General features: G+C 76.2%; 5 protein-coding genes. 3 read left to right on the top strand and 2 right to left on the bottom strand.

What is annotated here, in order from left to right:
* The 3 genes from ABGB17_RS31230 to ABGB17_RS31220 all read left to right on the top strand — a co-directional run.
* On the top strand, positions 1-713 hold a 713-nt coding region (locus ABGB17_RS31230), incomplete at its 5' end, for an ABC transporter ATP-binding protein (RefSeq protein WP_347636258.1).
* Positions 710-2,788: an ABC transporter ATP-binding protein gene (locus ABGB17_RS31225; protein ID WP_347636254.1), complete on the top strand. Its 2,079-nt coding sequence runs from the start codon at positions 710-712 to the stop codon at positions 2,786-2,788. The genes ABGB17_RS31230 and ABGB17_RS31225, both read left to right, overlap by 4 nt.
* Positions 2,789-2,912: 124 nt before the next feature.
* Complete coding sequence (locus tag ABGB17_RS31220; protein WP_347636250.1) at positions 2,913-3,989, top strand: iron-siderophore ABC transporter substrate-binding protein; 1,077 nt, start codon at positions 2,913-2,915, stop codon at positions 3,987-3,989.
* A gap of 123 nt (positions 3,990-4,112) precedes the next feature.
* Here ABGB17_RS31220 and ABGB17_RS31215 read toward each other — a convergent pair whose 3' ends face one another.
* Positions 4,113-4,337 (bottom strand): MbtH family protein, encoded by a 225-nt coding sequence (locus ABGB17_RS31215; RefSeq protein ID WP_347636247.1) that lies wholly within the window; start codon positions 4,335-4,337, stop codon positions 4,113-4,115.
* 23 nt (positions 4,338-4,360) lie between these two features.
* The gene (locus ABGB17_RS31210; RefSeq protein WP_347636243.1) at positions 4,361-26,578 is read right to left on the bottom strand and encodes a non-ribosomal peptide synthase/polyketide synthase; all 22,218 of its coding nucleotides are present in this window, start codon (positions 26,576-26,578) and stop codon (positions 4,361-4,363) included.
* Between the last annotated feature and the right edge of the window lie 155 nt (positions 26,579-26,733).

Genomic DNA, 26,733 nt, shown 5'->3' with positions numbered 1-26,733 from the left:
ACCCCGTACGCGGCGAACTGCGCCTGACCGGCGTCACCCACGCCGGCCTGCGCGACCTGACCCTGAAGGTCTCCCCCGGCGAGTTCCTCGGCATCGCCCCCACCGACCCCGCCGACGCCACCACCCTCCTGCGCTGCCTGTCCCGCGAGACCGACCCCACCACCGGCACCATCGAACTGGACGGCGTCCCCCTGCACTCCCTCGACCCGTCGGCCCTGCGCACCGCCGTCCTGGTGGCCCACCACGACGCCGCCCTCTTCGAGGACACCCTCCTCGCCAACATCGCCCCGCCGCCGGACACGACCCCGTCCGGATCGACGACCGTCGAGGCCGCCATGGCGGCGGCCGGCGCGGACGAGGTGGCGCGCACCGCGGCCCGTGGCATGGAGACCCCGCTCAGCGAGGGCGGCCGGTCACTGTCCGGCGGCCAGCGCCAGCGAGTGGCCCTCGCGCGAGCCCTGGCCGCCGCCCGCCCGGTCCTGGTGGTCCACGACCCGACCACCGCCGTGGACGCGGTGACCGAAGCCCGCATCGCCTCCGGCCTGCGCGACCACCGCCGCGGCCGCACCACCATCGTGGTGACCACCAGCCCCGCCCTCCTGGCCGCCACCGACCGCGTGGCCCTGCTGGACGACGGCCGCATCGTCGACACCGCCCCCCACACGGAGATGATCCGCCGCCACGCCACCTACCGGACGGCGGTCCTGTCATGACGACCGATCCCCCTGTTTCCCCCGGCCCCTCGATCCCCGGCGAGACCATGCTTCCCGACTCCCCCGGCCGCTCCCCCGAAGCCGGCACCACCGCACCGTCCACGGACACGGACGGGCGGGAGTTGTTGCCTGTCGCGGACGGCCGCCGTACCTGGGCGGCGGTGCGTGAGCTGGTGCGGCCGTACCGTGGGCGGGCTGCGGCGGGGTTCGCGGTGATGGTGGCGGCCACGACGGTGGGGTTGCTCACGCAGCCGCTGCTCGGGCACATCGTGGATCTGGTGGCGCAGCGGCGGGGAGTGGAGGCGCTCACCGTGCCGGTGGTGGCGCTGGTGCTGGTCGCGCTCACGCAGGGTGGGGCCACGACGCTCGGGCTGTCGATGATCGCGCGGCTCGGGGAGACGGTGCTCGCGCGGCTGCGGGAGCGGTTCGTCGAGCGGGCGTTGCACCTGCCGCTGGAGCGGGTGGAGAAGGCCGGGTCCGGTGACCTCACCGCTCGGGTCACCGCGGACGTCACGCAGGTGGCGGAGGCGGTGCGGACGGCGCTGCCGGAGCTGGCGCGGTCGCTGCTGGCCATCGTGCTGACGCTCGGCGCGCTGGCCGTGCTCGACTGGCGGTTCCTGCTCGCGGCCCTGGTCGCGGTGCCGGTGCAGGCGCACACCGCGCGGTGGTACGTGCGCAACGCCGTCCCGCTGTACGCCAGGCAGCGCGTCGCCGCCGGGGCCCAGCAGCAGCAACTGCTGGACACCATCGGCGGCGCGGGGACCGTGCGGGCGTTCCGCCTGGAGGCCGGGCACACCGAGCGGGTCACCCGACGGTCCCTCGCCGCGGTGGACCTCACCATGCGCGGTGTCGGCCTGGTCCTGCGGTTCTACAGCCGCCTGCACATCGCCGAGTACGCCGGGCTGGCCGCCGTGCTGATCACCGGGTTCCTCCTGGTGCGCAGCGGTTCGGCCTCCATCGGCACCGCCACCGCCGCGGCCCTGTACTTCCACAGCCTCTTCTCCCCCGTCAACACCGCACTCGTGCTCCTCGACGACGCGCAGTCCGCGGGCGCCGGGCTCGCCCGGCTCGTCGGCGTCGCCACCCTCCCGCCGCCCGAGCCGCACACCGCCCCGGCCCCCGGGCCGCAGGAGGCCGCGGTGGACGCGGTGGTCGCGGTGCGCGGCGCGGGGCACGCGTACGAGCCGGGCCGGCCGGTGCTGCACGACGTGGACCTGGTGCTGCGCGCCGGGGAACGGGTGGCGCTGGTGGGGGCCACCGGCGCGGGGAAGACGACGCTCGCCAAGCTCATCGCGGGCGTGCACCGGCCGTCCGCCGGCTCGGTGCGGGTGACCGCGGGGAACGGCCACGGCCGTCCCGTGGGCCTGGTCACCCAGGAGCTGCACGTGTTCGCCGGCCCGCTCGCCGAGGACCTGCGGCTCGCCAAGCCCGATGCCACCGACGCCGAGCTGCGTGACGCCCTGGCCCGGGTGGACGCGCTGACCTGGGCCGAGGCCCTGCCCGACGGCCTCGGCACCGTGGTCGGCGAAGGCGGCCACCGCCTCACCGCCGCGCAGGTCCAGCAGGTGGCACTGGCCCGCCTGATCCTCGCCGACCCCCCGGTGGCCGTCCTGGACGAGGCGACCGCCGAGGCCGGCAGCAGCGGCGCCCGCGCCCTGGAACGCGCCGCCGAGAACGCCGTCGAGGGCCGCACCGCCCTGGTGGTCGCCCACCGCCTCACCCAGGCCGCCACCGCCGACCGCGTCGTCGTGCTCGACCAGGGCCGCGTCGTCGAGTCCGGTCCCCACGAAACCCTCCGCACAGCCGGCGGCCCCTACGCCACCCTGTGGTCCGCCTGGTCCGGCACCCGCCTCCCGGCCGCCTCGGAGACCCCCCCGGCCGCCGGGCCCCACGCCCCCGCACCGGAGGCACCCACCGAGCCTGGAACCACCGACCCCACGACACCGCCGGACAGCGGCACCCGCGCCTCCGCACCAGAGCCGTCCGCCGGCCCCGCAACCACCGACCCCCGGACACCGCCGGACAGCGGCACCCGCGCCTCGGCGCCGGGAGCCGGCACGGCCGGACGTCCGTAGACCCCAGCCCTTGACCGTCCACCATCCGCGCCGGCCGTCACCTGCCGGCCGGGCGACGCGAGCCGCCGAGGCGGTCGCACCTGCGAGGCCCCGCCGCGGGCGTCGCGATGTTCCATCCGAACCGATGAAGGACCTGTTGATGTTCCGCTCCCGCAGAGGCGCACGGCTCGCCGTGGCCCTCGTTTCCGTTCTGCTGACCGGCATGGCCGCCGCCTGTGGCTCCGGCTCCCCCGAGCCGGCCGCGTCCGGCGCCGCGCCGGCCTCGCCGGCCGCCGGGGCCTATCCGGTGACCATCGCGCACAAGTACGGCAGCACCACCATCGAGGCCGAGCCGCAGCGGATCGTGGCGGTCGGGCTCACCGACCAGGACGCGGCGCTGGCGCTCGGCAAGGTCCCCGTGGGCACCACCGAGTGGCTCGGCGGGTACCCGGGCGCCATCGGGCCGTGGGCGTCCGCCAAGCTGGGCGGCGCGGCCGTGCCCACCGTGCTCAAGGACACCGGCACGGGGCCCCAGCCCGAGAAGATCGCCGCGCTGGCCCCGGACCTGATCCTCGCCCTGTACTCGGGCATCACCAAGGACCAGTACGAGACCCTGTCCAAGATCGCCCCGGTGGTGGCGCAGCCCAAGGAGTTCGTCGACTGGGGCATCCCGTGGCAGCAGCAGACCGAGACCATCGGCAAGGTGCTCGGCAAGGAGGCCGAGGCCAAGGCACTCGTCGCGTCCGTCGAGGCGAAGTTCGCCGCGGCCAAGAAGGAGCACCCGGAGTTCGCCGGGGTCACCGGCCTGGTCGCCACCCCGTACGAGGGCATCTTCGTCTACGGGCCCCAGGACAACCGGACACGGCTTCTCACCGAGCTGGGCTTCGTGCTTCCCCCGGACATGAAGCAGGCCGTCGGCGAGGAGTTCGGCGGCAACATCAGCAAGGAGCGCACCGACCTGCTCGACACCGGCGTCCTGCTGTGGCTGGTCCCCGACCCCGCCGCCGACAGCGCCAAGATCCGCAAGGACAAGCTGTACGCGGACCTGAAGGTCGTGTCGGAAGGCCGTGAGTTCTACGTCAAGGAGACCGGCGACTACGGCAACGCCATCTCCTTCGTCTCCGCCCTGAGCCTCCCCTACACCCTGGACCGCCTGGTCCCCCAACTGGCCGCCGCCGTGGACGGCGACCCCGCCACGGAGGTCCCCCAGTCCACCGACTGACCTTCCCCTGGAGGCCGGGCCGCGTCGACGCGGCCCGGCCTCTGTGCTTTCCGGCGTGCTCCCACCGGAACGCGGAACGGCCCCGCGATCGCGATCGCGGGGCCGTTCCGGGGCTGGTGCGGGCTACGCGCGGTTCGCCGGGGCGGTGTCGCGGGCGGCGAGGCTCCTCGGCCGCATGTCGGTCCAGTTGGCTTCGACGTGGTCGAGGCAGGACTGACGCGAGGCGGGGCCGTGCGCGGTGGTCCAGCCGGGCGGGACCTCGGCGAACTCGGGCCACAGGCTGTGCTGGCCCTCGGCGTTCACCAGCACCAGGTAGGTGCCGTCCGGGTCGTCGAAGGGATTGGTCATCGTGTTCCTTTCGTTCCTTGTTGTCATGACGCTCGGCGCACCAGGGCCTCCAGCGCGCGGAACCAGGTGGTGGCCAGGTCGTGGACGTCCCGCTCGGAGAGCAGTTCCGCGGCGTAGGCCCAGTGGGCGGTCAGGCGCGGCCCGTCGCCCCGGTCCTCGGTGAGGGCGGTGACGGTGAGGGCGTGGGACAGCGGCATGCCGGGGTCGGCCCCCGGGTCGGCGGCGTCCTCCTCCGGCGCGTAGGACCAGTCGGCGGCCTCGGGGTGCGTGAAGCGGCCCAGGTAGTTGAACTCGATGTCCGCCCCGGGCAACGCCGCCAGCGCCGGGCCGGTGCCGGGGTTGAGGTGGCGCAGCAGCCCGTGCCCGAGGCCCGCCGCCGGCAGTGCGGCGAGGTGCTCACGCACCCGGGTCAGCACCTCGTCGAGAGCGGGGCCGCCGGCGAGCGCGTCGTCCAGGTCGGCGGGCCCGGTGTCCAGGCGGACGGGGACGACGCTGGTGAACCACCCGACGGTGCGCGACAGGTCCGCGCCGCCCGCCGGCTCCTCCGCACGCCCGTGCCCCTCCAGGTCCACCAGCACCGACGTGCCGCCCCCGGTCCTGCGGCGGCGCCAGTCGGCGACGGCCAGGGCGAGGGCGGTGAGCAGCACGTCGTTCACGCCGGCCGCGAAGGCGGCGGGCACCCGGGTGAGCAGCGGGGCCGTACTGCCGGCCGGCAAGGTGAGGGACACCTGGCCGGTGGTGGCCACCACGTCCCTGGCCGGGTCGAGCGCCCGGGGCAGCGGCAACGGCTCGGCCCCGGTGAGGACCGACGTCCACAGCGGCACCTCGTCCTCCGTGGCCGGGTCGGCGGCCCGCTCGGCGAGCAGCTCCGACCAGCGGCGGAACGACATGCCGGCGGGCACCTCCGGCCCGCGGCGGGACGGCGTCCCGGCGGACGCCGTCGCGGCAGGCCCGCCGGCCGCGACGTCCGCCCAGGCGGCGGCCAGGTCCGGGAGCAGCACGCGCCACGACACCCCGTCCACCACCAGGTGATGGATCATCAGCAGCAGCCGCCCGGGACGGCCGGGCCCCGCGTCGAACCACACGGCCCGCACCATGCGCCCGGCCTCCGGCGCCAGCCACTCCCGGGCTTCCCGCGCGTGCCGCGCGACGGCGGCCCGCAGCCCTGCCTCGCCGGCCCCGGCCACGTCCACCCGGCGGATCCACCCGGCGGCGTCGACGGTGCCCGGCACCTGGAGCACCCAGTGCTCACCGGAGCCGGGCCGGGCCGCCGTCCCCGCCGGTGCACCCGGCGTGGGGGTGCGGTGGAGGCGGGCGCGGAGCATGTCGTGGCGGTCGGCGAGGGACTGCAGGACGGTGCGCAGAGCCGGCTCGTCGAGCGCGGCGGGGGTCTGGACCAGCGCCACCTGGTGGTAGCCGTCGATGGGGCCGCCGCGTTCCCGCAGGGCGTGCATGACAGGCGTCAGCGGCACCGTGCCGGTGCCGTCGTCGTGCGGCCGCTCACCCGGGGTCCCGGCGACGGCGGCCAGGGCGGCGACGGTCCGGTGCCGGAACACCTGGCGCGGGGTGAGCCGCAGCCCCGCCGCGCGGGCCCGGCCGACCAGCCGCATGGCGACGAGGCTGCTCCCGCCGAGGGCGAAGAAGTCGTCGTCGGGCCCGAGCCCGGTGACGCCGAGCACCTCGGCGAAGACCTCGCACAGGACGCGCTCGGTCTCGGTCCCGGGGGCACGGCCCCCGCCACCGGTGAGGTCAGGCGCGGGCAGCGCCGCCCGGTCCAGCTTGCCGTTCGGCAGCAACGGCAGCCCGTCCAGCACCACCACGGCCGCCGGCACCATGTAGTCCGGCAACGCCGCGCCCGCCCAGGCCCGCAACCCGGCCGGGTCGACCGGCCCCGCCGGAGCACCGGCCCTGTGCGCGGGCACCACGTAGGCGACCAGGCGCTTGAGGGACGGGGAGTCCTCGCGGGGGACGACCACGGCCTCGGCCACCGATTCGTGGCGGCGCAGGACCGCCTCGATCTCGGCGGGCTCGACGCGGAAGCCGCGGATCTTGACCTGGTCGTCGGCGCGGCCGGCGTACTCCAGGCGGCCCTCCTCGTCCCAGCGTGCCAGGTCGCCGGTGCGGTACATCCGGGCGCCGGGGTCGCCGGACAGCGCCGCGAACGGGTCGGCGACGAAGCGTTCTGCGGTCAGGTCCGGGCGGCCGAGGTAGCCGCGGGCGAGGCCCGCGCCCGCCAGGTACAGCTCACCGGTGACACCGGGCGGCACGGGGCGCAGGGCGCCGTCGAGCACGTAGGCGCGGGTGTTGGCGACCGGGCGGCCGACCAGTGGCCGGTCGCCGTCGCCGACCCGGGCGACCAGGGCGTCCACGGTGGCCTCGGTGGGGCCGTACAGGTTGAACGCCGCGGTGCCGGGCAGCGCGGCCAGCCGGTCCCACAGCGGGCCCGGCACGGCCTCGCCGCCGACGCCGGCCACGGCCAGCGGGCACTCGCCGTCCCTGACCAGGCCGGCGTCGGCCATCTGGGCGAACATCGACGGGGTGACCTCGATGAAGTCCAGCCGATGCTCGCGGACGTACGCGGCGGCCAGCTCGGGATCCCGGCGCGTGTCGTCGTCCATGACGTACAGCGCGTGCCCGTCCAGCAGCCAGCACTGCGGCTGCCAGGAGGCGTCGAACGAGAACGACCACGCGTGCCCGACCCGCAGGTGCCGCCGCCCGGTGGCCTCCTTGGCGGGGTCGTGCAGCGTGCGCCGGTGACTGTGGAACAGGTTGGCCACGCTGCCGTGCGACACCACCACACCCTTCGGCCGGCCGGTGGACCCGGAGGTGTAGATGACGTACGCCGGATGCGCGGGGTCCGGCACCGTGACGGGGTCCCCGCCGTCCGTCGCGGCCAGCCGCTCCTCCGTCCCCGGCCCGTCCAGCACCAGGCGCGGGACACCCGGCGACGTCCCGGTGCGGCCGAGCAGGGCGGTGGTGGTGACCAGGAGGCAGGGGCGGGCGTCGGCCAGGAGGGCCTCGGCGCGGGCCTCCGGAAGGTCGGGGTCGAGGGGCAGGTACGCCGCGCCGGACTTCAGCACCGCGAGGATGGCGGTGATGTGGTCGGCGGTGCGCGGCAGGGACAGGGCCACGACGCGCTCGGGGGCGGCGCCGTGGGCGGCGAGAAGGCGCGCGAGGCGGTTGGCGCGGTCGTTCAGGTCGGCGAACGTCCAGGTCTCCGCGCCGCAGACCACGGCCACCGCGTCCGGCGAGGCCGCGGCCTGGCGCTGGAACAGTTCGGTGACGGTGGACGGCGTGGCGGGGAGCGCCGTGTCGTTCCAGGTGGACAGGACGGTGTGGCGTCCGGCGGGGGTGAGGATGTCGATCGCGCCGACCGGTCGCGCGGGACCGGCGGCCATCGCGGTCAGGACCTGGGTCAGCGCGGCCGACACGCGTTCGGCCGCCGCGCGCTCGAACAGGTCGGGGCGGTACTCGGCGGTCAGCGTGAGCCGTTCCCCGGGCTCGATCGCCCATGTGAAGGGGTAGTGCGTCGCGTCCCGGTGCTCACGCACGGCGACCCGCGGCATGCGGTCCGGGGCGCCGCCCACCGCGTCCCCGGCGTCCTCGTGGTCCTCGTGGTCCTCGTGGTCCTCGTGGTCCTCGTGGTCCTCGTGGTCCTCGTGGTCCTCGTGGTCCTCGGCGACCGGGTAGGACTCGAAGACGAGCAAGGTGTCGAACAGGTCGCCGTGGCCGGCGTGGCGCTGGATCTCGGCCAGGCCCAGGTGCTGGTGGGCGATGAGCGCGGACTGCTCGTCCTGGAGGCGGGCGAGGTACGCGGTCACCGGCTCGCTGTCGCGCACGCGGACGCGGACCGGGACGGTCGTGATGAACAGCCCGATCATCGACTCGACGCCGTCCAGCTCGGCGGGCCGGCCGGAGACGGTGGCGCCGAACACCACGTCGTCCCGCCCGGTGAGCCGGGACAACACGACGCCCCACGCCCCCTGGACCAGCGTGTTCAAGGTGAGCCCGTGCGCCCGCGCGAGCCTGGTCAGGTCCGCGGTGAGCTCGTCGCCGAGCTCCGTGGTGAGCATGTCCGGGATGACCGGCCGCCGGTCCGGGTCCGCCGGCACCAGATGGGCCGGCCCCTCCAGCCCGCGCAGCGCCTCACGCCAGACGACGCCGGACGCCTCGGCGTCCTGCCGCGCCAGCCAGGCCAGGTAGTCCCGGAACGGACGTGCGCGGCCACCCGCCGGGCCCCCGGGGAGCGGGCCGCCGGCGTACAGCTCGGACAGTTCGCGGACCAGGCGGGGCAGCGACCAGCCGTCCAGGAGCAGGTGCTGGTGGGACAGGACGAGGCGGTGCCGGTCCTTTGCCAGGCGTACCAGCATGAGGCGCAGCAGGGGCGGCTCGGCCGGGGTGAAACGACGGCGCTCCTGGGTGAGGTACCGCTCGAAGCGGGCCGCCGCGGCCGCGTCGTCCAGCCCGGACAGGTCGGCCTCGCGCCACGGCAGCGTCACCACCGGCGGGACCACGGCCACCGGGCGGCCGGAGGACAGGTAGCGGAACCCCGCACGCAGGTTCTCGTGCCGGTCCAGCAACGCCTGCCCCGCCGCGCGCAGGCGCGCGGGGTCGAGCGGGCCGTCGAGATCGTAGGTCACCTGGACGGTGTAGACGTCCGGCCCGTCGTCACCGGAGTCGAACGAGGCGTGGAACAGCAGCCCCGCCTGCAGCGGCGTGAGCGGCAGCACCTGCCCCCCGGCCGCCGGCGCGGCCTCGGCCCACTCCTCCTCGGTGAGCGCGACGAGCGCGGCCCCCGGCGCACCTGTCGCGCCGGCGGCGTGGATCGCCGGCGCACCGCCCGCGCCAGGAGCCAGGGCCCCCGACACACCTGCCGCTCCTGGGAGGAGCGCGGCCAGTGCGGCGGGTGTCTTGTGGCGGAAGACGTCGCGGGGGGTGAGGGGCAGCCCGGCGGCGCGGGCCCGCGCGGACAGTTGCATGGCGACGATGCTGTCCCCGCCGAGGGCGAAGAAGTCGTCCTCCACCCCCACGCGGCCGATCCCGAGCACGTCGGCGAACAGTCCGCTCACCAGCTCCTCGGCGGGCGTGCGCGGCGCCTCCTCCCCCGCCTCGGCGGCGAAGTCGTACCGGGGCAGCGCCTTGCGGTCCAGCTTCCCGCTCGGGGTGAGCGGCAGCGCGCCGAGCACGGCGACGGCCGCGGGCACCATGTGCTCGGGCAGCACCGACCGCACGTGCTCACGCACAGCGGCGGGGTCCACGGCGGCCCGCTCGACCGTGCCCCCTTCAGCGGGGACGGCCGGCGCGGGAGCGGCCCCGGCCGGGGGCGTGGGGACGACGTACGCGACCAGACGCTGGTCCTGGACGGTGACCGCGGCGTGGGACACGGACGGGTGGGCGGTGAGGGCGGCCTCGATCTCGCCGAGTTCCACGCGGAAGCCGCGGATCTTGACCTGGTCGTCGGTGCGTCCGAGGTACTCGAGCGTGCCGCCGGGGAGCCAGCGCGCCAGGTCACCCGTGCGGTACATGCGAGTGCCGGGCGGGCCGTACGGGTCGGCGGTGAAGCGTCCGGCGGTGAGGGCGGGCCGGCGCAGGTAGCCGTGGGCGAGCTGGACGCCCGCCAGGTACAGCTCGCCGGGTGCGCCGGGGGGCACGGGACGCAGGGCGGCGTCCAGCACGTAGGCGCGGGTGTTCCACACGGGACGGCCGATCGGCACGACGGCGGAGCCGGGAGGGATCTCGGTCGCGGTGACGTCCACGGACGCCTCCGTCGGGCCGTACAGGTTGTGCAGTTCCGCGGGCAGCACGGCGTGGCAGCGGGCGGCGAGCTCCGCGGGGAGCGCCTCGCCGCTGCAGAGCACGCGGCGCAGGGCCGTGCACCGGGCGGCGGCGGGTTCGCCGAGGAAGGCCCGCAGCATGGACGGCACGAAGTGCACCGTGGTGACGGCCTCGTCCTCGATGAGGCGCGCCAGGTACGCCGGGTCCTTGTGCCCGTCCGGCCGGGCCATCACGAGCGCCGCCCCGGTGACCAGCGGCCAGAAGAACTCCCACACCGACACGTCGAAGCTCGACGGCGTCTTCTGCAGCACCCGGTCGTCCCCGGTGAGCCCGTAGGCGTCCTGCATCCACAGCAGGCGGTTGGCGATGCCCGCGTGCGGCACCACCACCCCCTTCGGGCGCCCGGTGGACCCCGAGGTGTAGATCACGTACGCCGGGTCCCGCGGGTCGTACGACGCGGGCAGCTCCCCGGGCGGGCCGTCGGGCAGCCCGTCGCGCAGCACCAGCACCGGCCGGGCGTCCTCCAGCATGAACGCGACGCGCTCGGCCGGGTACCCGGCGTCGAGCGGCAGGTACGCCGCCCCGGCCCGGTGCACCGCCAGCAGCGCGACGACCAGCTCCGCCGAGCGCGGCAGCGCGACGGCGACCGTGCTGCCGGGTCCCGCGCCGAGCCCGGCGAGGACGCGGGCCGTGCGGTCCACCCAGGCGTCCAGCTCGGCGTACGTGAGCCGCCGCCCGCCGTCCACCAGCGCCGGCGCGCCGGGGGTGCGGGCCGCCTGGGCGGCGAACAGCTCGGGCAGCGTGACCGGCGGCACGTCGCGGCCGGTGGCGTTCCAGTCGCGCAGCACCAGGTCGCGCTCGTGCGCCTCCAGGACGTCCAGCTCGCGCACCGGCCGGGCGGGGTCGGCGGCGGCCTGCTCCAGCAGCCGCACCAGGCGGCGGCCGAGGCCCTCGGCGGTGGCGTGGTCGAACAGGTCGGCGCTGTACTCGATCCAGCCGTCGATCTCGTCGCCCCGCTCGACGAAGTCGAAGCTCAGGTCGAACTTGGCGGTCGCCTGCCCGAGCGGTTCCGGCCGCGCGGCGAGCCCCGGCAGCTCGGGCGTGGCGCCCCCGCCGGGCAGGTACACGACCATCACCTGGAACAGCGGGTGCCTGGCCGGCGACCTGGCCGGGTTGACGGCCTCCACGACCCGTTCGAACGGCAGATCCTGGTGCTCGTACGCGGCGAGGTCGGTCTCGCGCACCCGGTCGAGCAGCTCCGCGAACGTCGGCGCGCCGGACAGGTCGGTGCGCAGCACGAGCGTGTTGACGAAGAACCCGACGAGATCCTCGAGCCGTTCGTCGTCCCGCCCGGACACCGGCGCGCCGAGCGGGATGTCGTCCCCGGCACCGAGGCGGTGCAGCAGCGCGGCGACGGCGGCCTGCGTGAGCATGAACATGCTGACGCCGTGCGCGCGGGCCAGGGCGCGCAGGTCGCGCTGCAGGTCCGCCCCGATCGTCAGGCCCGCCGCGCCGCCGCGGTGGGACGCCTCCGGAGGCCGTGGCCGGTCGGCGGGCAGCGCCAGCTCCTCCGGCAGCCCGGCGAGTGCGCGGCGCCAGTGTTCCGTCAGGCGGGCCTGGCGGGTGTCCGGGTCACCGGGGTCGCCCAGCAGCGCGCGTTGCCACACGGCGTAGTCGCCGTAGGTGACGGGCAGGGGTGCCCACTCCGGCGCGCGGCCGTCGAGGCGGGCGCGGTAGGCCGTGGCGAGGTCGCGCCACAGCGGCGCGTCGGACCACTCGTCGGTCGCGATGTGGTGTGCGACGAGCAGCAGCACGTGCTCGCGCGGCGCCAGGTGGAACACGTGGACCCGCAGCGGCGGCTCGTGCTCCAGCGCGAAGGGACGCCCCGCGGCCTCGGCGAGCCGGGCGGGCAGCGTGTCCTCGGTGACGTCCTCGGCGTGCACGGCGTCGCGCAGGGCCCCGGGGGCGAGCAGGAGCCGGTGGGCGCGGCCGTCGCGCGAGGGGAAGGCCGTGCGCAGGGGCTCGTGCCGTTCGGCGAGGTCCTGGACGGCGGCGGCCAGCGCCGTCACGTCCAGCTCGCCCTCCAGCCGCCACGCGGCGGGGAGGTTGTACGCCGCGCCGGGCCCCTCCACCTGGTGCAGCACCCAGAGGCGCTGCTGGGCGGACGACAGCGGCGCGTCCTGATCGCCGCGGGGGAGGAGGGCCGGCCGGTCGCCCTCCGGAGCACGCAGGCGGCCGGCGAGCCGGGCCGGGGTCGGGGCCTCGAACACCGCGCGCAGGTCCACCTCGGCGCGCAGGGCCGTCCTGACCCGGCCGATGAGGCGGGTGGCGAGCAGGGAGTGCCCGCCGAGGACGAAGAAGTCGTCGTCCGGCCCGGCCTCCGGCACGCCGAGCACGGACGCGAACAGCTCGCAGAGGATCTCCTCGCGGGCGTCCCTCGGGCGGCGCGCGGCGGCGGGCCGGTCGTCCGGCGCGGGCAGCGCGCGATGGTCCAGCTTCCCGCTGACCGTCCGCGGCAACGACGGCACGGTGACGTACGCGGACGGCACCATGTACTCGGGCAGCATGCCGGCCACGTGCGCCCGCAGACCGGCCCCGTCACCGGCCCGGCGACCGCCCCCATCACCGGACCCGTCATACGCGGCGCCGGTCCCGCCGCCGGTCCCGCCGCCGGTCCCGCCGCCGGTCCCGCCGCCGGTCGCGACGCCGGTCGCGGCGCCGGTGGTGGGCACGGTGTAGGCGACCAGGCGCCGTGCGCCGGGGGTGTCCTCGCGGACCAGGACGGCGGCCTGGGCGACGGACGGGTGGGTGCGCAGCGCGGCCTCGATCTCGCCGAGTTCGATGCGGAACCCGCGCAGCTTCACCTGGTCGTCGGCGCGGCCGAGGAACTCCAGAGTGCCGTCCGCGCGGCGGCGCACGACGTCGCCGGTGCGGTACAGGCGCTCACCCGGGCCGCCGTAGGGGTCGGCGACGAACCGCTCGGCGGTGGCGCCGGGGCGGCCGAGGTAGCCGCGGGCGAGGCCGGCGCCCGCCAGGTACAGCTCGCCGGGCACCCCGGGGGGCACCGGGCACAGCGCGGCGTCCAGCACGTGGGCACGGATGTTGGCGAGCGGCGCCGCCCACGGCTCGGGGCCGCCGTGCCACGCGTAGGCGTCGACGGCGCACTCGGTGGGGCCGTAGATGTCGTGCGCGACCACACCGGGCAGCGCGCACAGCCGTTCCCACAGCGAGGCGGGGAGCGCCTCGCCGCCGAGGGTGACGACGCCGGGCCTGTGACCGGGCCCTCCGGGGTCGAGGAAGCCGAGGTGGGCGAGTTCCTGCAGGTAGGTGGGGGTGAGGTCGAGGTAGCCGATCCGGTGTTCTGTGACGTGGCGCAGCAGCGCGGCGGGATCGGTCATGGTGGCCTCGTCCACGACGTGCAGCTCGTGGCCGGCGAGCAGCCACAGCAGCGGCTCCCACGAGCCGTCGAAGCTGAAGGACGCGGCGTGGACGGCCCGCACCGCGCCCGGCCCGGCGGGCGGGATGAGGTCCGCGGCGTGGGAGCCGTACAGGTTGCTGAGGCCGCCGTGGGTGCCGAGCACACCCTTCGGCCTGCCGGTCGAGCCGGAGGTGTAGATGACGTAGGCCAGGGACTCCGGCGACAGCCGCGGCCGGGGCGCCGGGCCGTGCCCGGCCTCCGGCCAGGTGTCGAGCAGCACGGTCTCGGGCCGGTCGTCCGGCAGGGACGTGGCCAGGGCGGTGGTGGTGAGGACCAGGACCGGGGCGGCGTCGTCCAGCATGTACGCCAGCCGGTCCGCCGGGTGGGCCGGGTCGAGCGGCAGGTAGGCGGCGCCGGCGGCGAGCACGGCGAGGATCGCGGGCACGGTCGCGGCGCGGGGCAGCGCGAGGCCCACCACGTCCTCGCCGGTGACGCCGCGCGCGGCGAGCAGGGCGGCGAGGGCGTCCACGCGGGCGGCCAGCTCGGCGAACGTCAGCGTGCCGTCCGGGGTGACAAGCGCGGTCCGCCCGGGGTGGGCGGCGGCCGCGCCGGCGAGCAGTTCGGGCACCGTGCGGCGCTCCACCGGCCGCGCGGTGGCGTTCCACTCGCCGAGGGACGCGCCGAGCTCGCGCGGCGTCAGCACCGGGAGGCCGCCCACCGGGCGCCCGGGTTCGGCGGCGAGGGCGTCGAGCAGGAGCACCGCCCGGTCGGCCAGCGCCTGGGCCGTCCGGGGGTCGGTGCGGTCGGCCGCGTACTCCAGCAGCAGCGTGAGCCGGTCCTCGGCGACGTGGTCGACGAAGGCGAAGTCCAGGTCGAACTTCGCGGTCTCGATGCGGGCCGGCCACCACTCGGTGGGCATGCCGAGCACCTCGGGGTCGCCGTCCGGCCGGTGGTGGTAGGCGATCATGACCTGGAACAGCGGGTTGCGTCCCGGCACCCGGGGCGGGTTCACCGCCTCCACCAGCCGCTCGAACGGCAGGTCCTGGTGCTCGAACGCCGCGAGGTCGGCGTCGCGCACCCGGGCGAGCAGCTCGGTGAACGACGGGTCGCCGCTCAGGTCGGTACGCAGCACCAGGGTGTTCACGAAGAACCCGACCAGGTCGTCCAGCGCCGCGTCGGTCCGCCCCGCGATGGGCGCGCCGAGCGGGATGTCGTCCCCGGCGCCCATGCGGTGCAGCAGCGTCGCCACCGCCGCCTGGAGCACCATGAACATGCTGGTCCCCGTGCGCGCGCTCAGCGCCCGCAGGGCCCGCGTGGTCCCGGCGGGCACCTCGGCGCGCACCGTGCCCCCGCGCCCGGACGGCACGGCGGGCCGGGCCCGGTCCAGCGGCAGCGTGATCTCCTCCGGCGCCCCGGCGAGGGCCGCGCGCCAGAAGGCGAGCTGCCGCCCGGCCTCTCCCCCGCCGGGTTCGCCGCCGTCCCCGAGCAGCGTGCGCTGCCAGAGCGTGTAGTCGGCGTACTGCACGGCGAGGGGCGCCCAGTCCGGTGCCCGTCCTTCGGCGCGGGCCCGGTACGCGATCCCGAGGTCGCCGAGGAACGGCCGGTCCGACCACTCGTCGGTGGCGATGTGGTGCAGCACGATCGCCACGAGGTGCTCGTCCGGCGCCACGCGGAAGATCTCCACCCGCAGCGGCAGGTCGCCCGCGAGGTCGAACGGCCGCCGCACGACCTCCGCGACCAGCGTGTCCGGCGTGTCCGGCCCGGCGTCCGCTCCGGGGGCCGTGAGGTCGGTGACGGCGAAGGGCACGGTGACGCCGCCGGCGGGGTGGATGTGCTGGTAGGGCTCGCCGTCGTGGCCGGGGAAGGTCGTGCGCAGGACCTCGTGGCGCTCCACGACGTCGTGGACCGCCGCGCGCAGGGCCGCCACGTCCAGGGGGCCGGCGAGGCGGAAGACCAGCGGGAAGTGGTAGGCGTCGCCGCCGCTGATGCGTTCGGACAGCCACAGGCGGCGCTGCGCCGGGGAGACGGGGACGCGCGCGGGACGGCCGGCGACGGGTGCCACGGCGGGGCGGGCGGGGCGGGCCGTCTCGACCTTGGACGCCAGCAGGGCCGGGGTGGGCGACTCGAACAGGTCGCGGATGGCGAGCTCGGCACCGAGGGCGGCGCGGGCGCGGCTGACCAGGCGGGTGGCGAGCAGGGAGTGGCCGCCGAGGTCGAAGAAGTCGTCCTCGGGACCCACCTCGGGCAGGCCGAGCAGGTCGGCGAACAGGCCGCACAGGGCCTCCTCGGCGGGGGTGCCGGGGGCGCGGCCGCCGCCGGAGGACGCCACCGGCTCCGGGGTGGGCAGGGCCCGGACGTCGAGCTTGCCGTTGTCGTTCATCGGCAGGCGGTCCAGGGTGACGAACGCGGCGGGCACCATGTAGGCGGGCAGGCGCCGCCGCAGGTCCTCCCGCACGCGCCGCACCAGGTCGTCGGCGTCCTGCCCGGCCGCGGGGGTGCCGGCGTACGGCGGGGTGCCGCCGCCGGGCACGTACAAGCCCGCCACCGCCCCGTGGCCGTCCCAGTCGCGCACGAGCACCGCGTCGAAGGCGCCGGGAGTGGCGGACCAGGTGGTCAGCAGGCGGTAGCCGTGCCCGGCCGCCGCCTCGTGCAGCGTCTCGGGGTCCACCGCGGCGTCCGCCCCGGGGCCGCCCGGCTCGGTGGCGAGGCGGGCGTCGGGAACGCCGGTCACCCGCAGCCGCACCGGGGCGTCCGCCCGCAGGTGGCGGGCGAGCCGCTCCCCCGCCGGCCCGGCGTCCGGCAGGGACACCCACTCCACGGCGGGCTCGTCCCCCAGCTCGACGGCGGGTGTGCCGGAGTACAGCACGACGTCGTAGCGGTAGCGGGTGAGCTCGTTGTGGAACACGCCGCGCTTGGTGCGCACGTCGGCGTGGTGGCCGAGCGTGGTGAAGAAGTCGGGGTCGAGCAGGAGCTCCTTCTCCAGGGACAGGCCGCGCTCCGCGGCGCGGCGCAGGCGGTCGGGGTCGGCGGCGGGGCCCATGCGGGTGCGCTGGATCGCGGTGTGGAAGTCGCGGGCCAGGCGCAGGTTGCGTACGTCGCCGACGAACAGGGCTCCGCCGGGGGCGAGCAGGGACATCGCGCCCTGGATCACGTCGGTGAGGTAGCCGGCGCTCGGGAAGTACTGCACCACCGAGTTGATCACGATGGTGTCGAAGTAGCCCTCGGGCAGGCCGGTGACGTCGTGCGCGGCGCGGTGGCGCAGCTCGACCTTGGCGGCCAGCGCCGGGTCGCGGCGCAGGTCCTCGCCGAGCTTGCGGATGACGGGGGCGGCGAAGTCGGTCGCCCAGTACGCCTCGGCGCGGGGCGCCAGCCGGGACAGCAGCAGGCCGGAGCCGACGCCGATCTCCAGGACCCGGCGCGGGTTCAGATCGAGGACCCGCTCGACGGTGCGGTCCCGCCATTCGCGCATGTGCTCCACGGGGATGGGGCGGCCGTCGTAGCTGCTGTCCCAGCCCGCGAAGTCGTCCTCGGTGAAGACGGCGGTGCCGATGCGCTCGTACTCGTCGGAGTAGATCTCCCGCCACTCCCCGATGCGCGCACGCTCGGCGGCCTCGCGGTCCTCCCCGGTGAGCGCGGCGGGCACCAGGTAGGCGACGAGCCGCCGGGCGGCGGGTTCCGCGGGGTCCACGGCCGCGACGACGGCGGCCTGGGCGACCCCGGGGTGCGCGGCCAGCTCGGCCTCGATCTCCGCGGGCTCCACCCGGTGCCCGCGGATCTTGACCTGGTCGTCGGTGCGCCCGAGGAAGTCCAGCTCCCCGCCGGGACGGCGCCGCACCAGGTCCCCGGTGCGGTACATGCGCTCCCCCGGCTCGCCGTAGGGGTCGGCGACGAACCGCTCGGCGGTCAGCCCGGGACGACGCAGGTAGCCGCGGGCGAGGCCGGTGCCCGCGAGGTACAGCTCACCGGGCACGCCGTCGGGCACCGGCCGCAGCCAGGCGTCCAGGATGTGCGCGCGGGTGCCGCGGATGGGCCGGCCGATGGTCGGGGTGGCGCTGTCGTGGGTGCCGCCGCCGAGGGCGTTGATGGTGTACTCGGTGGGGCCGTACAGGTTGTAGCCGTAGGTGCCTTCGGTGTCGCGCAGCACGCTCCACAGCGCGGGCGGCACCGCCTCGCCGCCGAGCAGCACCAGCGGCGGCCGGTGCCCCTCCAGCAGGCCCTGCTCGATGAGCAGGTGGGCGTAGGTCGGGGTGACGTTGACGACGTCCACCTCGTGGGTGTCGCAGTACGCGACCAGCGCCTCGGCGTCGCGCCGCAGCTCCTCGTCGCAGACGTGCACCTCGTGGCCCTCGACCAGCCAGAGCAGCTCCTCCCACGACATGTCGAAGGCGAACGACACGGTGTGCGCGATGCGCAGCCGCCGCCCGCCCGCCGAGGCCACCGCGGGCGCGAAGATCTCCGCGCGGTGGTTGAGCTGCATGTTGGTCAGTCCCCGGTACGGCGTGACGACGCCCTTGGGCTGCCCGGTGGACCCGGAGGTGTAGATCACGTACGCGGGGTGCTCCATGCTGAACGGCGGCCGCTCGGCCGCGGTGACCGGCCCGCCCGGCAGGGCGGCCAGCTCGGCCCGCACGGCCGGGTCGTCGAGCAGCACCCGGGGCACCCCGGGCACGGCGCCGTCCAGCCGGGCGGCGACACCGGCGGTGGACAGCAGCAGCATGGGGCGGGCGTCGTCCAGCGTCGCGGCGAGCCGGTCGTCGGGGTGGTCGGTCTCCAGCGGCAGGTACGCGGCGCCCGCGCGCAGCACGGCGAACAGCGCTACCACCATGTCGATGGAGCGGAGCAGGCCGAGCGCGACGATGCGCTCCGGCCCGGCGCCCCGGGACAGCAGCAGCCGCGCCATCCGGTCCACCCGGTCGTCCAGCTCGGCGTACGTCACGGACTGCTCGCCGAACACCAGCGCGGTCGCCCCGGGGGTGCGGGCGGCCTGGGCGGCGAGCAGGCCGGCGATGGTCTCCTCGGGGACGGGCACCCGGCTCGCGGCCTGCCGCCGCTCCAGGGCGGCGCGCTCGGCGGCGGGCATCGGGTCGAGCCGGCCGGCGGGCATCGTCAGGTCCGCGGTGAGCCGGTCCAGCACCACGGCGACGCGGCCGAGCAGGGCGGCGGCCTGGTCGCGGTCCACGACGTCGGGGCGGTGCGCGACGGTGACCCGGATCCGGCGGCCGGGGGTCACGACGACGTTCACCGGGTAGTGGGTGGCGTCGACGTTGGCGACGGCGCGGGCGCCGTACCGTTCCTCCAGGTCCGCGAGGCGCCGCTCGGTGTCGCCGTCGCGCATCACGAACAGCGTGTCGAACAGGCGGCGGTGGCCGCTGCCGGCCTGGATGCTCCCGAGGCCGTGGTGCTCGTACGGCAGCAGCGCCAGCCGTTCGTCCTGCACGCGGCGCAGCAGGCCGAGCACCGGCTCGGCGGGGTCGAAGGCGATGCGGGCGGGCACGGTGTTGAGGAACATGCCGATGACGTTCTCCACGTCCGGCACCTCGGCGGGCCGGCCGGCCACGGTCGTGCCGAACACGACGTCGGTGCGGCCGGTGGCGGCCCCCAGCACCAGGCCCCAGGCGGTGGTGAACACCGTGTTCAGGGTCAGTCCGTGCCGCCGGGCGGTCTCGCGCACGCGGTCGCCGAGCTCCTCGGGCAGCAGCAGGTCCAGCGTCGCCGACAGGGCCGCGCCGCCCTCCTCGACGGCGCCGGCGAGCAGGGTGGGCTCCTCCAGGCCGGCGAGGGCCGCGCGCCAGGCGCCGTCGGCGGCGGTGAGGTCCTGGGCGGCGAGCCAGGCCAGGTAGTCGCGGTAGGAGCCGGGCGCGGGCAGGCCGCTCGCGTCGCCGCCGGAGGCGTACAGGGCGAAGAGCTGCTCCAGGAACACCCAGGCCGACCAGCCGTCCCACAGCAGCAGGTGGCGGCCGACGACGAGCCGGTCGCCGCGGTCCTCGCCGAGGCGGACCAGCAGCAGCCGGAACAGGGGCGGCCGGTCCAGGGCGAACCGCCGGGTGCGCTCGGCGTCGGTGAGCTCGCGCAGCCGGGCCTCGCGCTCGTCGTCCGGCAGGGCGGACAGGTCGGCGACCTCCAGGGGCACCGTCACGTCCCCGGCGACGAACTGCACGGGGCGGCGCAGGCCGTCGCTGGTGAACCCGGCGCGCAGGCCCGGGTTGCGGGTCAGCAGCGCCTGCGCGGCGGCGCGCAGGCGTCCGGCGTCCAGCCCGCCCGGGAAGTCGAAGGTCTCGTGGACGGTGTAGACGTCCAGGGAGGTGGCGTCGAAGGTCGAGTGGAAGAACAGGCCCTCCTGGAGCGGCGCGAGGGGCCAGACGTCGGTCACCGCTCCCCCGGCCAGGCGGCGCACGCGGGTGAGCTCGTCCGCGGTCAGCGTGAACGACGCGCCGAACGCCTCGTCCGCGCCGGGGGCGCCGGCCTCGGCGGGGCGGGCGGCGGCGGCGAGGGCGGCCGGGGTGCGGTGGGTGAAGACGTCGCGCGGCGTCACGTCCAGGCCGGCGCGGCGGGCGCGGCTGGAGATGCCGATGGAGGTGATGCTGTCGCCGCCGAGCATGAAGAAGTCGTCGTCGGCGCCGACCTCGGTGAGCTTCAGCACGGCCGCGAAGATGCCGGTGAGGCGCCGTTCCTCCTCGGTGCGCGGCGCCCTCGCGGGGGCCCGCACGGCCGCCGGGGCGGGCAGGGCGTCGCGGTCCAGCTTGCCGCTCGGCGTCAGCGGCAGCTCCTCCAGCGTGACGTACGCCCCGGGCAGCATGGCCGCGGGCAGTGTCTCGGGGAGTGCGGCCCGCAGCTCCTCCTCCACGTCCCGCGCCCCGGCGGCCGGGACGACGTAGGCGACGAGCCGGTCGCCGCGCACGGTGACGGCGGCGCGGGCGACGGACGGGTGCGCGGCCACGGCGGCCTCGACCTCGCCGAGCTCGACGCGGTTGCCGCGCAGCTTGACCTGGCGGTCGGTGCGGCCGAGGTACTCGACCACGCCGTCCTGGCGCAGGCGAACCAGGTCGCCGGTGCGGTACATGCGCTCACCCGGCCCGCCGTAGGGGTCGGCGACGAACCGTTCGGCGGTGAGGCCGGTGCGGGCGTGGTAGCCGCGGGCGAGCTGCACGCCGGTCAGGTACAGCTCACCGGGTGTGCCGGGCGGCACCGGGCGCAGGCGGGAGTCCAGCACCCGCAGGCCGGTGTTCCACACGGGGCGGCCGATCGGCACGGCGGCGCCCGGCGTGCCGTCGCAGGGGTGGTAGGTGACGTCCACGGCGGCCTCGGTGGGGCCGTACAGGTTGTGCAGCGGCACCCCGGTGAGCTCCAGCCAGCGGGCCGCGGCGGCGCCGGGCAGCGCCTCGCCGCTGCTGAACACCCGGCGCAGCGACACCGCCCACGACGGGTCGGCGGTGATCTCGTCCACCTGGAGGAACGCCTCCAGCATGGACGGCACGAAGTGCAGGGTGGTGACCGCCTCGGCGCGGATGAGCCCCGCCAGGTACGCCGGGTCGCGGTGGCCGTCCGGGCGGGCGAACACCACGGCCGCGCCCTCGCGCAACGCCCAGAAGAACTCCCAGACGCTGACGTCGAAGCTGGACGGCGTCTTCTGCAGCACCCGGTCGTCCGGTGTCAGCCCGTACTCGCCCTGCATCCACGCCAGCCGGTTGACGATGGCGCGGTGGGTGACGACGACGCCCTTGGGGCGGCCGGTGGAGCCGGAGGTGTAGATCAGGTACGCGGGGTCGTCCGGGCCGGCCGGCCGGGCGGCCGTCTCCCCGGTGCCCTCGTCGCCGGCGTCGTCCAGCAGCAGGAGCGACGAGGCGCCGCCCGGCAGGCGGGGGGCGGTGGCGGCGGTGGTCACGACGGTGGCGGCGCCGGAGTCCGCGAGCATGTGGGCCACCCGGCCGGCCGGGTAGTCGAGGTCGAGCGGCAGGTAGGCGGCGCCCGACTTGAGCACGCCGAGCAGGGCCACCATCAGCTCGTTGGAGCGGGGCACGGCGACGGCGACGACCCGCTCAGGCTCGGCACCCCGGGCGCGCAGGCGCCGGGCCAGGGCCTCGGCGCGGGCGTCCAGCTCCCGGTAGGTGAGGGTCTCCCCCTCGTAGGTGACGGCGGCGGCGTCCGGGGTGCGGGCCGCCTGGGCGGCGAACGCGGCGGCGAGGGTGGTCGCGGGCACGGCGCGCGTGTCGCCGTGCGGCAGCGCGAGCGCGGCCTCGGGGGCGGACAGCACGTCCACCCGCGCCACGGGGCGGCCGGGGTCGTCGGCCATCGCGAGCAGGACGCGGGCCAGCCGGTCCGCGAGCAGCCGCGCCGCGGCGGCGTCCAGGCGCTGCGCGTGGTACTTCAGGCGCAGGTCCAGCCTGCGGCCCGGCTTGACGATGAGGGCGAGCGGGTAGTGCACGGCGTCGTGGAACTCGTGCCCGGTGATCCGCACCGTCCCGGCCGGGTCGGCCGGGCCGGTGCCGCCGGGGTAGTTCTCCACGACGACGAGGCTGTCGAACAGCCCGCCCGCGCCCGCCGCCCCGGCGAGCCGCTGCACCTCGGCCAGCCCGAGGTGGTGGTGCCCGAGCAGCCGCGCCTGCTCCTCCTGGAACCGTTCCAGCAGTTCCGCGAGGGTGTCGGACGGCCGCCACCGGACCCGGGTGGGCAGCGTGTTGATGCACAGCCCGACCATCGACTCGATGCCGGGCACCGCGACGTCACGGCCGGACACGGTGGTGCCGAACACGACGTCCTGCCGCCCGGTGAGCAGGCCGAGCAGCAGCCCCCAGGCGCCCTGCACGACCGTGCCGGCCGTGACGCCGAGGGCCCGCGCGTGCGCCGCCAGCCGGGCGGTCGCCGTCTCAGGCAACTCCACCCGCACCTGCGCCGGCCTGATCGCCTGCCCGTCCCGCGGGGCCTCCACCAGGTGCGTGGGTTCCTCGACGCCGGCCAGCGCCTCCCGCCACGCCGCCAGCGCCGCGTCCCGGTCCGCCGAGGCGAGCGCCCGCAGGAACTCCCGGTAGGGCGGCGCCTCGCCGGGCGCGTCCTGCGCTCCGTAGGAGGCCATCAGCTCGCGGTGCAGCACGGGCAGCGACCAGCCGTCGGCCACGATGTGGTGGAACGTCAGGACGAGCCGGTGGTGCTCCGCCCCCGCGCGCACCAGCGCGCACCGCACCAGCGGCGCGTGCCGCAGGTCGAACGGCCGCGACCGCTCCTGCGCGGCGACGGCGTCCGCGTCCTCGGTGGTGACCTCGCGCCACGGCAGGTCGAGCCGCGCCGCGACGATCTGGACGGGCCGCCCGTCGCCCAGGCGGCGGAAACACGCCCGCAGCGAGGCGTGCCGGTCCAGCGTCCGCTGCGCGGCCCGCCGCAGTGCCGTGCCGTCCACCGGCCCCGACAGCTCGATCACCTGCTGCACGACGTAGGCGTCCGCGTCCGCGCCGTCCAGCTCCGCGTGGAACAGGAAGCCCTCCTGCAGCGGGCTGAGCGGCAGCACCTCCGCGACCTCCAGCGGGTCGCCGTCCAGCACCTCGGCCAGCTCGTCCCCGGTCAGCTCGACCAGCGGCCCCGCCGCGCCGCCGTCCACGTCGGTGACGGCCTCCGCCAGCGCCGCCACCGTCCGATGCCGGAACACGTCACGCGAGGTGAGCCGCAGCCCCTCCTCCCGCGCCCGCACCAGCAACCGGATCGCCACGATGCTGTCCCCGCCCAGCGCGAAGAAGTCGTCCTCCGCCGTGACGGCCGCCACCCCGAGCACCTCGGCGTAAAGCTCGCAGAGCACCTCCTCCCGAGGGCCCCGCGGGGCCCGCCCCGCGCTGAGCTGCCCCGGCTCCGGCACCGGCAACGCCGCCACATCCAGCTTCCCGCTGGCCGTGACCGGCAGCCTCTCCACCGCCACCATCGCCGCCGGCACCATGTACTCCGGCAACCACTCCGCCGCGAACCCCCGCAGGCTCCGCATCAACGCGTTCACGTCCCGGAACGGCACCGGCCGGTTGGCCGTCGGATACCTCCCCGTCCCCCGGTACACCCCCGTGGGCACTCCGTCCGCGGCGAACACCGCGTCCACGGCCCCGTCCCCCGCGCCACCGTCCCAGGTGACCGCCACCCGGTACCCGTGCCGCTCCCCGAGCGCGTACAGGCCCTCCGGGTCCACCGCCGCGTCCCCCACGGCGAGGTCCTCGGCGAGGCGCGCGTTGGGGATCCCGGTGACACGCAGCCGGGCCGGGTGTGCCTCCAGCAGCGCGCCGAGGTCGTCCATGCCGGCCCAGGGGACCTCCGGGGCCTCCTCCTCGGGGGCCGCGGGGGAGGTGCCGAGGACGACGTCGTACCGGTAGCGGGTCAGCTCGTTGTGGAACGCGCCGCGCTTGAGGCGGATGTCGGCATTCAGGCCGAGAGTGGTGAAGTAGTCCGGGTCGAGGAGGAGCTCGCCCTCCCAGCGGACGGCGCGGTCGACGGCCCGCGACAGGTCGGCGGTGCCGCGGCGGGTCTCGATGGCGGTGCGCAAGGTCCTGAGCAGGCGCAGGTTGCGGACGTCGCCGACGAAGACGCGACCGCCGGGGGCGAGAAGCGCGGCGGCGCCACGCAGAACCTCGGTCAGGTACCCGGCGCTCGGGAAGTACTGGACCACCGAGTTGACGACGACGGTGTCGAAGAACCCGGCGGGCAGACCGCTGAGGTCGTGCGCGGGGCGGGAGAGCAGCGACACCCGGCCCGCGAGCTCGGGCCGGGACGCCACGCGGGACCGCAGCGCACGGATCGCCTCCTCCGACAGGTCCGTCCCCCAGTACGCCTCGCACTCCCCCGCGAGCCGGGACAGGATGAGCCCGCTGCCCACCCCGATCTCCAGCACCCGGCGCGGACGGAGCTCACGGATCGCGGTCACCGTCGCGTCCCGCCACTCCCGCATCTCCTCCAGCGGGATGGGACGCCCGTCGTACATGCTGTTCCACCCGGCGAACTCCTCCGCGGACGCGGTGTACAGCAGCTCGTGCAGGTCCTTCCACGCCGCGACACGCTCCCCGGGCTCCTGCGCGGACGTCGCGGGCACGACGTACGCGGCGAGCCGCCGGTCCCCGGGGCGGTCCTCCCGCACCACGACCGCGACCTGGTCGACGGCGGGGTGACCCCGCAGCACCGACTCGATCTCGCCGGGCTCGATGCGGAAGCCCCGGATCTTCACCTGCGCGTCGGCCCGCCCGAGGAACTCCAGCCGCCCGTCGGCCCGCCACCGCACCAGGTCGCCGGTGCGGTACAGCCGCTCCCCCGGCCCGCCGAACGGGTCGGCGACGAACCGCTCGGCCGTCAGCCCGGCCCGTCCGAGGTAGCCCCGGGCCAGGCCCTCGCCGCCGAGGTACAGCTCACCGGTGACCCCGGCGGGCACCGGGCGCAGGCGCGCGTCCAGCACGTAGGCGCGGGTGCCGGGGTCGGGCACGCCGATCGGCACGATGGACCCGGGCGCGATGTCCGGGTCGCACAACCCGAGGGTGGAGTTGGTGGTGGCCTCGGTGGGGCCGTACGCGTTGAACATCATGCGGCCCCTGGCGTACCGGGCGACCAGCTCGGGCGACACCCGCTCGGTCCCGGCCAGCAGCGTGGCCCCGGCGGGCAGCCGCACGTCCTCGGGCATGGCCGCCAGCAGCGCGGGCGGCAGGATCATGAACGTGACGCCGTTGGCGTGCGCGTAGTCCGCGAGCGGAGCGGCGGGCACCCGCAGCTCCGACGGCACCACGACCAGCCGCCCGCCGGACAGCAGCCCGAGGCACAGGTCCCAGAACGCGACGTCGAACCCGGGCGAGGCGAACTGCAGCACCACGCTGTGCGGCCCGATCCCGAACCGCTCGCTCTGGGTGGCGACCAGCTTGGCCACCCCGGTGTGCGACAACACCACACCCTTGGGGCGGCCGGTGGACCCGGAGGTGTAGATGACGTACGCGGCGTTGAGCACCGACAGCTCGCCCTCGGGGGCGTGCGCGGGCCGGCCGGACAACTCCCGCGCGGTCTCGGGGGCGTCCAGCACCAGCACCGGCATCCCGGAGCCCTCGGGCACGTCGCCCGCGGTCTCCCGGGTGACGACGGCGCAGACGGGGGCGGCGTCGCCCAGCATGTAGGCGATGCGGTCCGGCGGATAGTCGGTGTCCACGGGCAGGTAGGCGGCGCCGGACTTCAGCACGGCCACCTGCGCGACGATCATCTCGGCGGACCTGGGGACGGCCAGGGCGACCACCCGCTCGGGTCCCGCGCCGCGCGCCACGAGGGCGTGCGCGAGGCGGTTGGCCCGCTCGTCCAGCTCGGCGTAGGTCAGCCGGGTGTCCTCGAAGACCAGCGCCACCGCGTCCGGCCGCAGCCGCACCTGTTCGGCGAACATCTGCGGCCAGGTCAGCGGCGGCACGTCGTGCGCGGTGGCGTTCCACTCGGTGAGGATCCTGTGGCGCTCGGCGTCGTCCAGCGGCTCCAGGTCCCCCACCGGGGTGCCGGGCCGGGCGAGGCCGTCGCGCAGCAGCGCCGTGTAGTGGCCGAGCAGCCGGTCCACGGTCGCCGCCTCGAACAGGTCGGCCCGGTACACCGCACGCGCCTCCCCGGCCGCGGCGGTCACCGTCAGGTCCAGCGTGCCCTCGTCCGCGCCGTCGGCCCGCTCCGTGCGGAACGCGGTGTTGAAGAACAGGCCCCCGCCCCGGGTGGGCTCGGGCGACAGGTCGGCGGCGAGCGTGGCGAGCGGCACGCGGTGCGCGCGGGCCTCGGCGAGCGCGGCGCCGACACCGGCGCGCAGGCCGGCGAAGGTGGTGCTCCCGTGCACCTCGACGCGCAGCGGCAGCCCGTCGTACCCGAAGGTGACGTCCGGCGTGCCGGCGTACCGGTACAGCAGCGCGGCGTACCCGGCGAGCAGCGCGTCCTCGGGCGCGGTGACCGTGAGGGGACGGGTGCGGGTCTCCACCTTCACCGTGGGGGACGGGGGGTACGGGCGGTCGGCCGGGAGGGGCGTCTCGCGCGGCGCCGGGACCAGCCGGTGCCGCCAGTACGTCATCGTGTCCTCGAGTGCCGACACAGGTGCCCCCGCCTCCCAGATTGCACGAAACAGCTCACTCAAGCCGTGATCGCCCCACATACTAAGGTAAGGTTTACCTAAGTAACAGCCCCCCGGGTCACTCTGGGGCACGCCGCCGGCGGACGTTACAGTTAAGGCTTGCCTCACCTAAAAGG

Origin of the sequence: Sphaerisporangium sp. B11E5 (assembly GCF_039871875.1) — a bacterium.
Classification (GTDB): Bacteria; Actinomycetota; Actinomycetes; order Streptosporangiales; family Streptosporangiaceae; genus Sphaerisporangium.
Note: the sequence above shows the minus strand (reverse complement) of the source record. Positions and strands in the feature narration are given on the sequence as shown.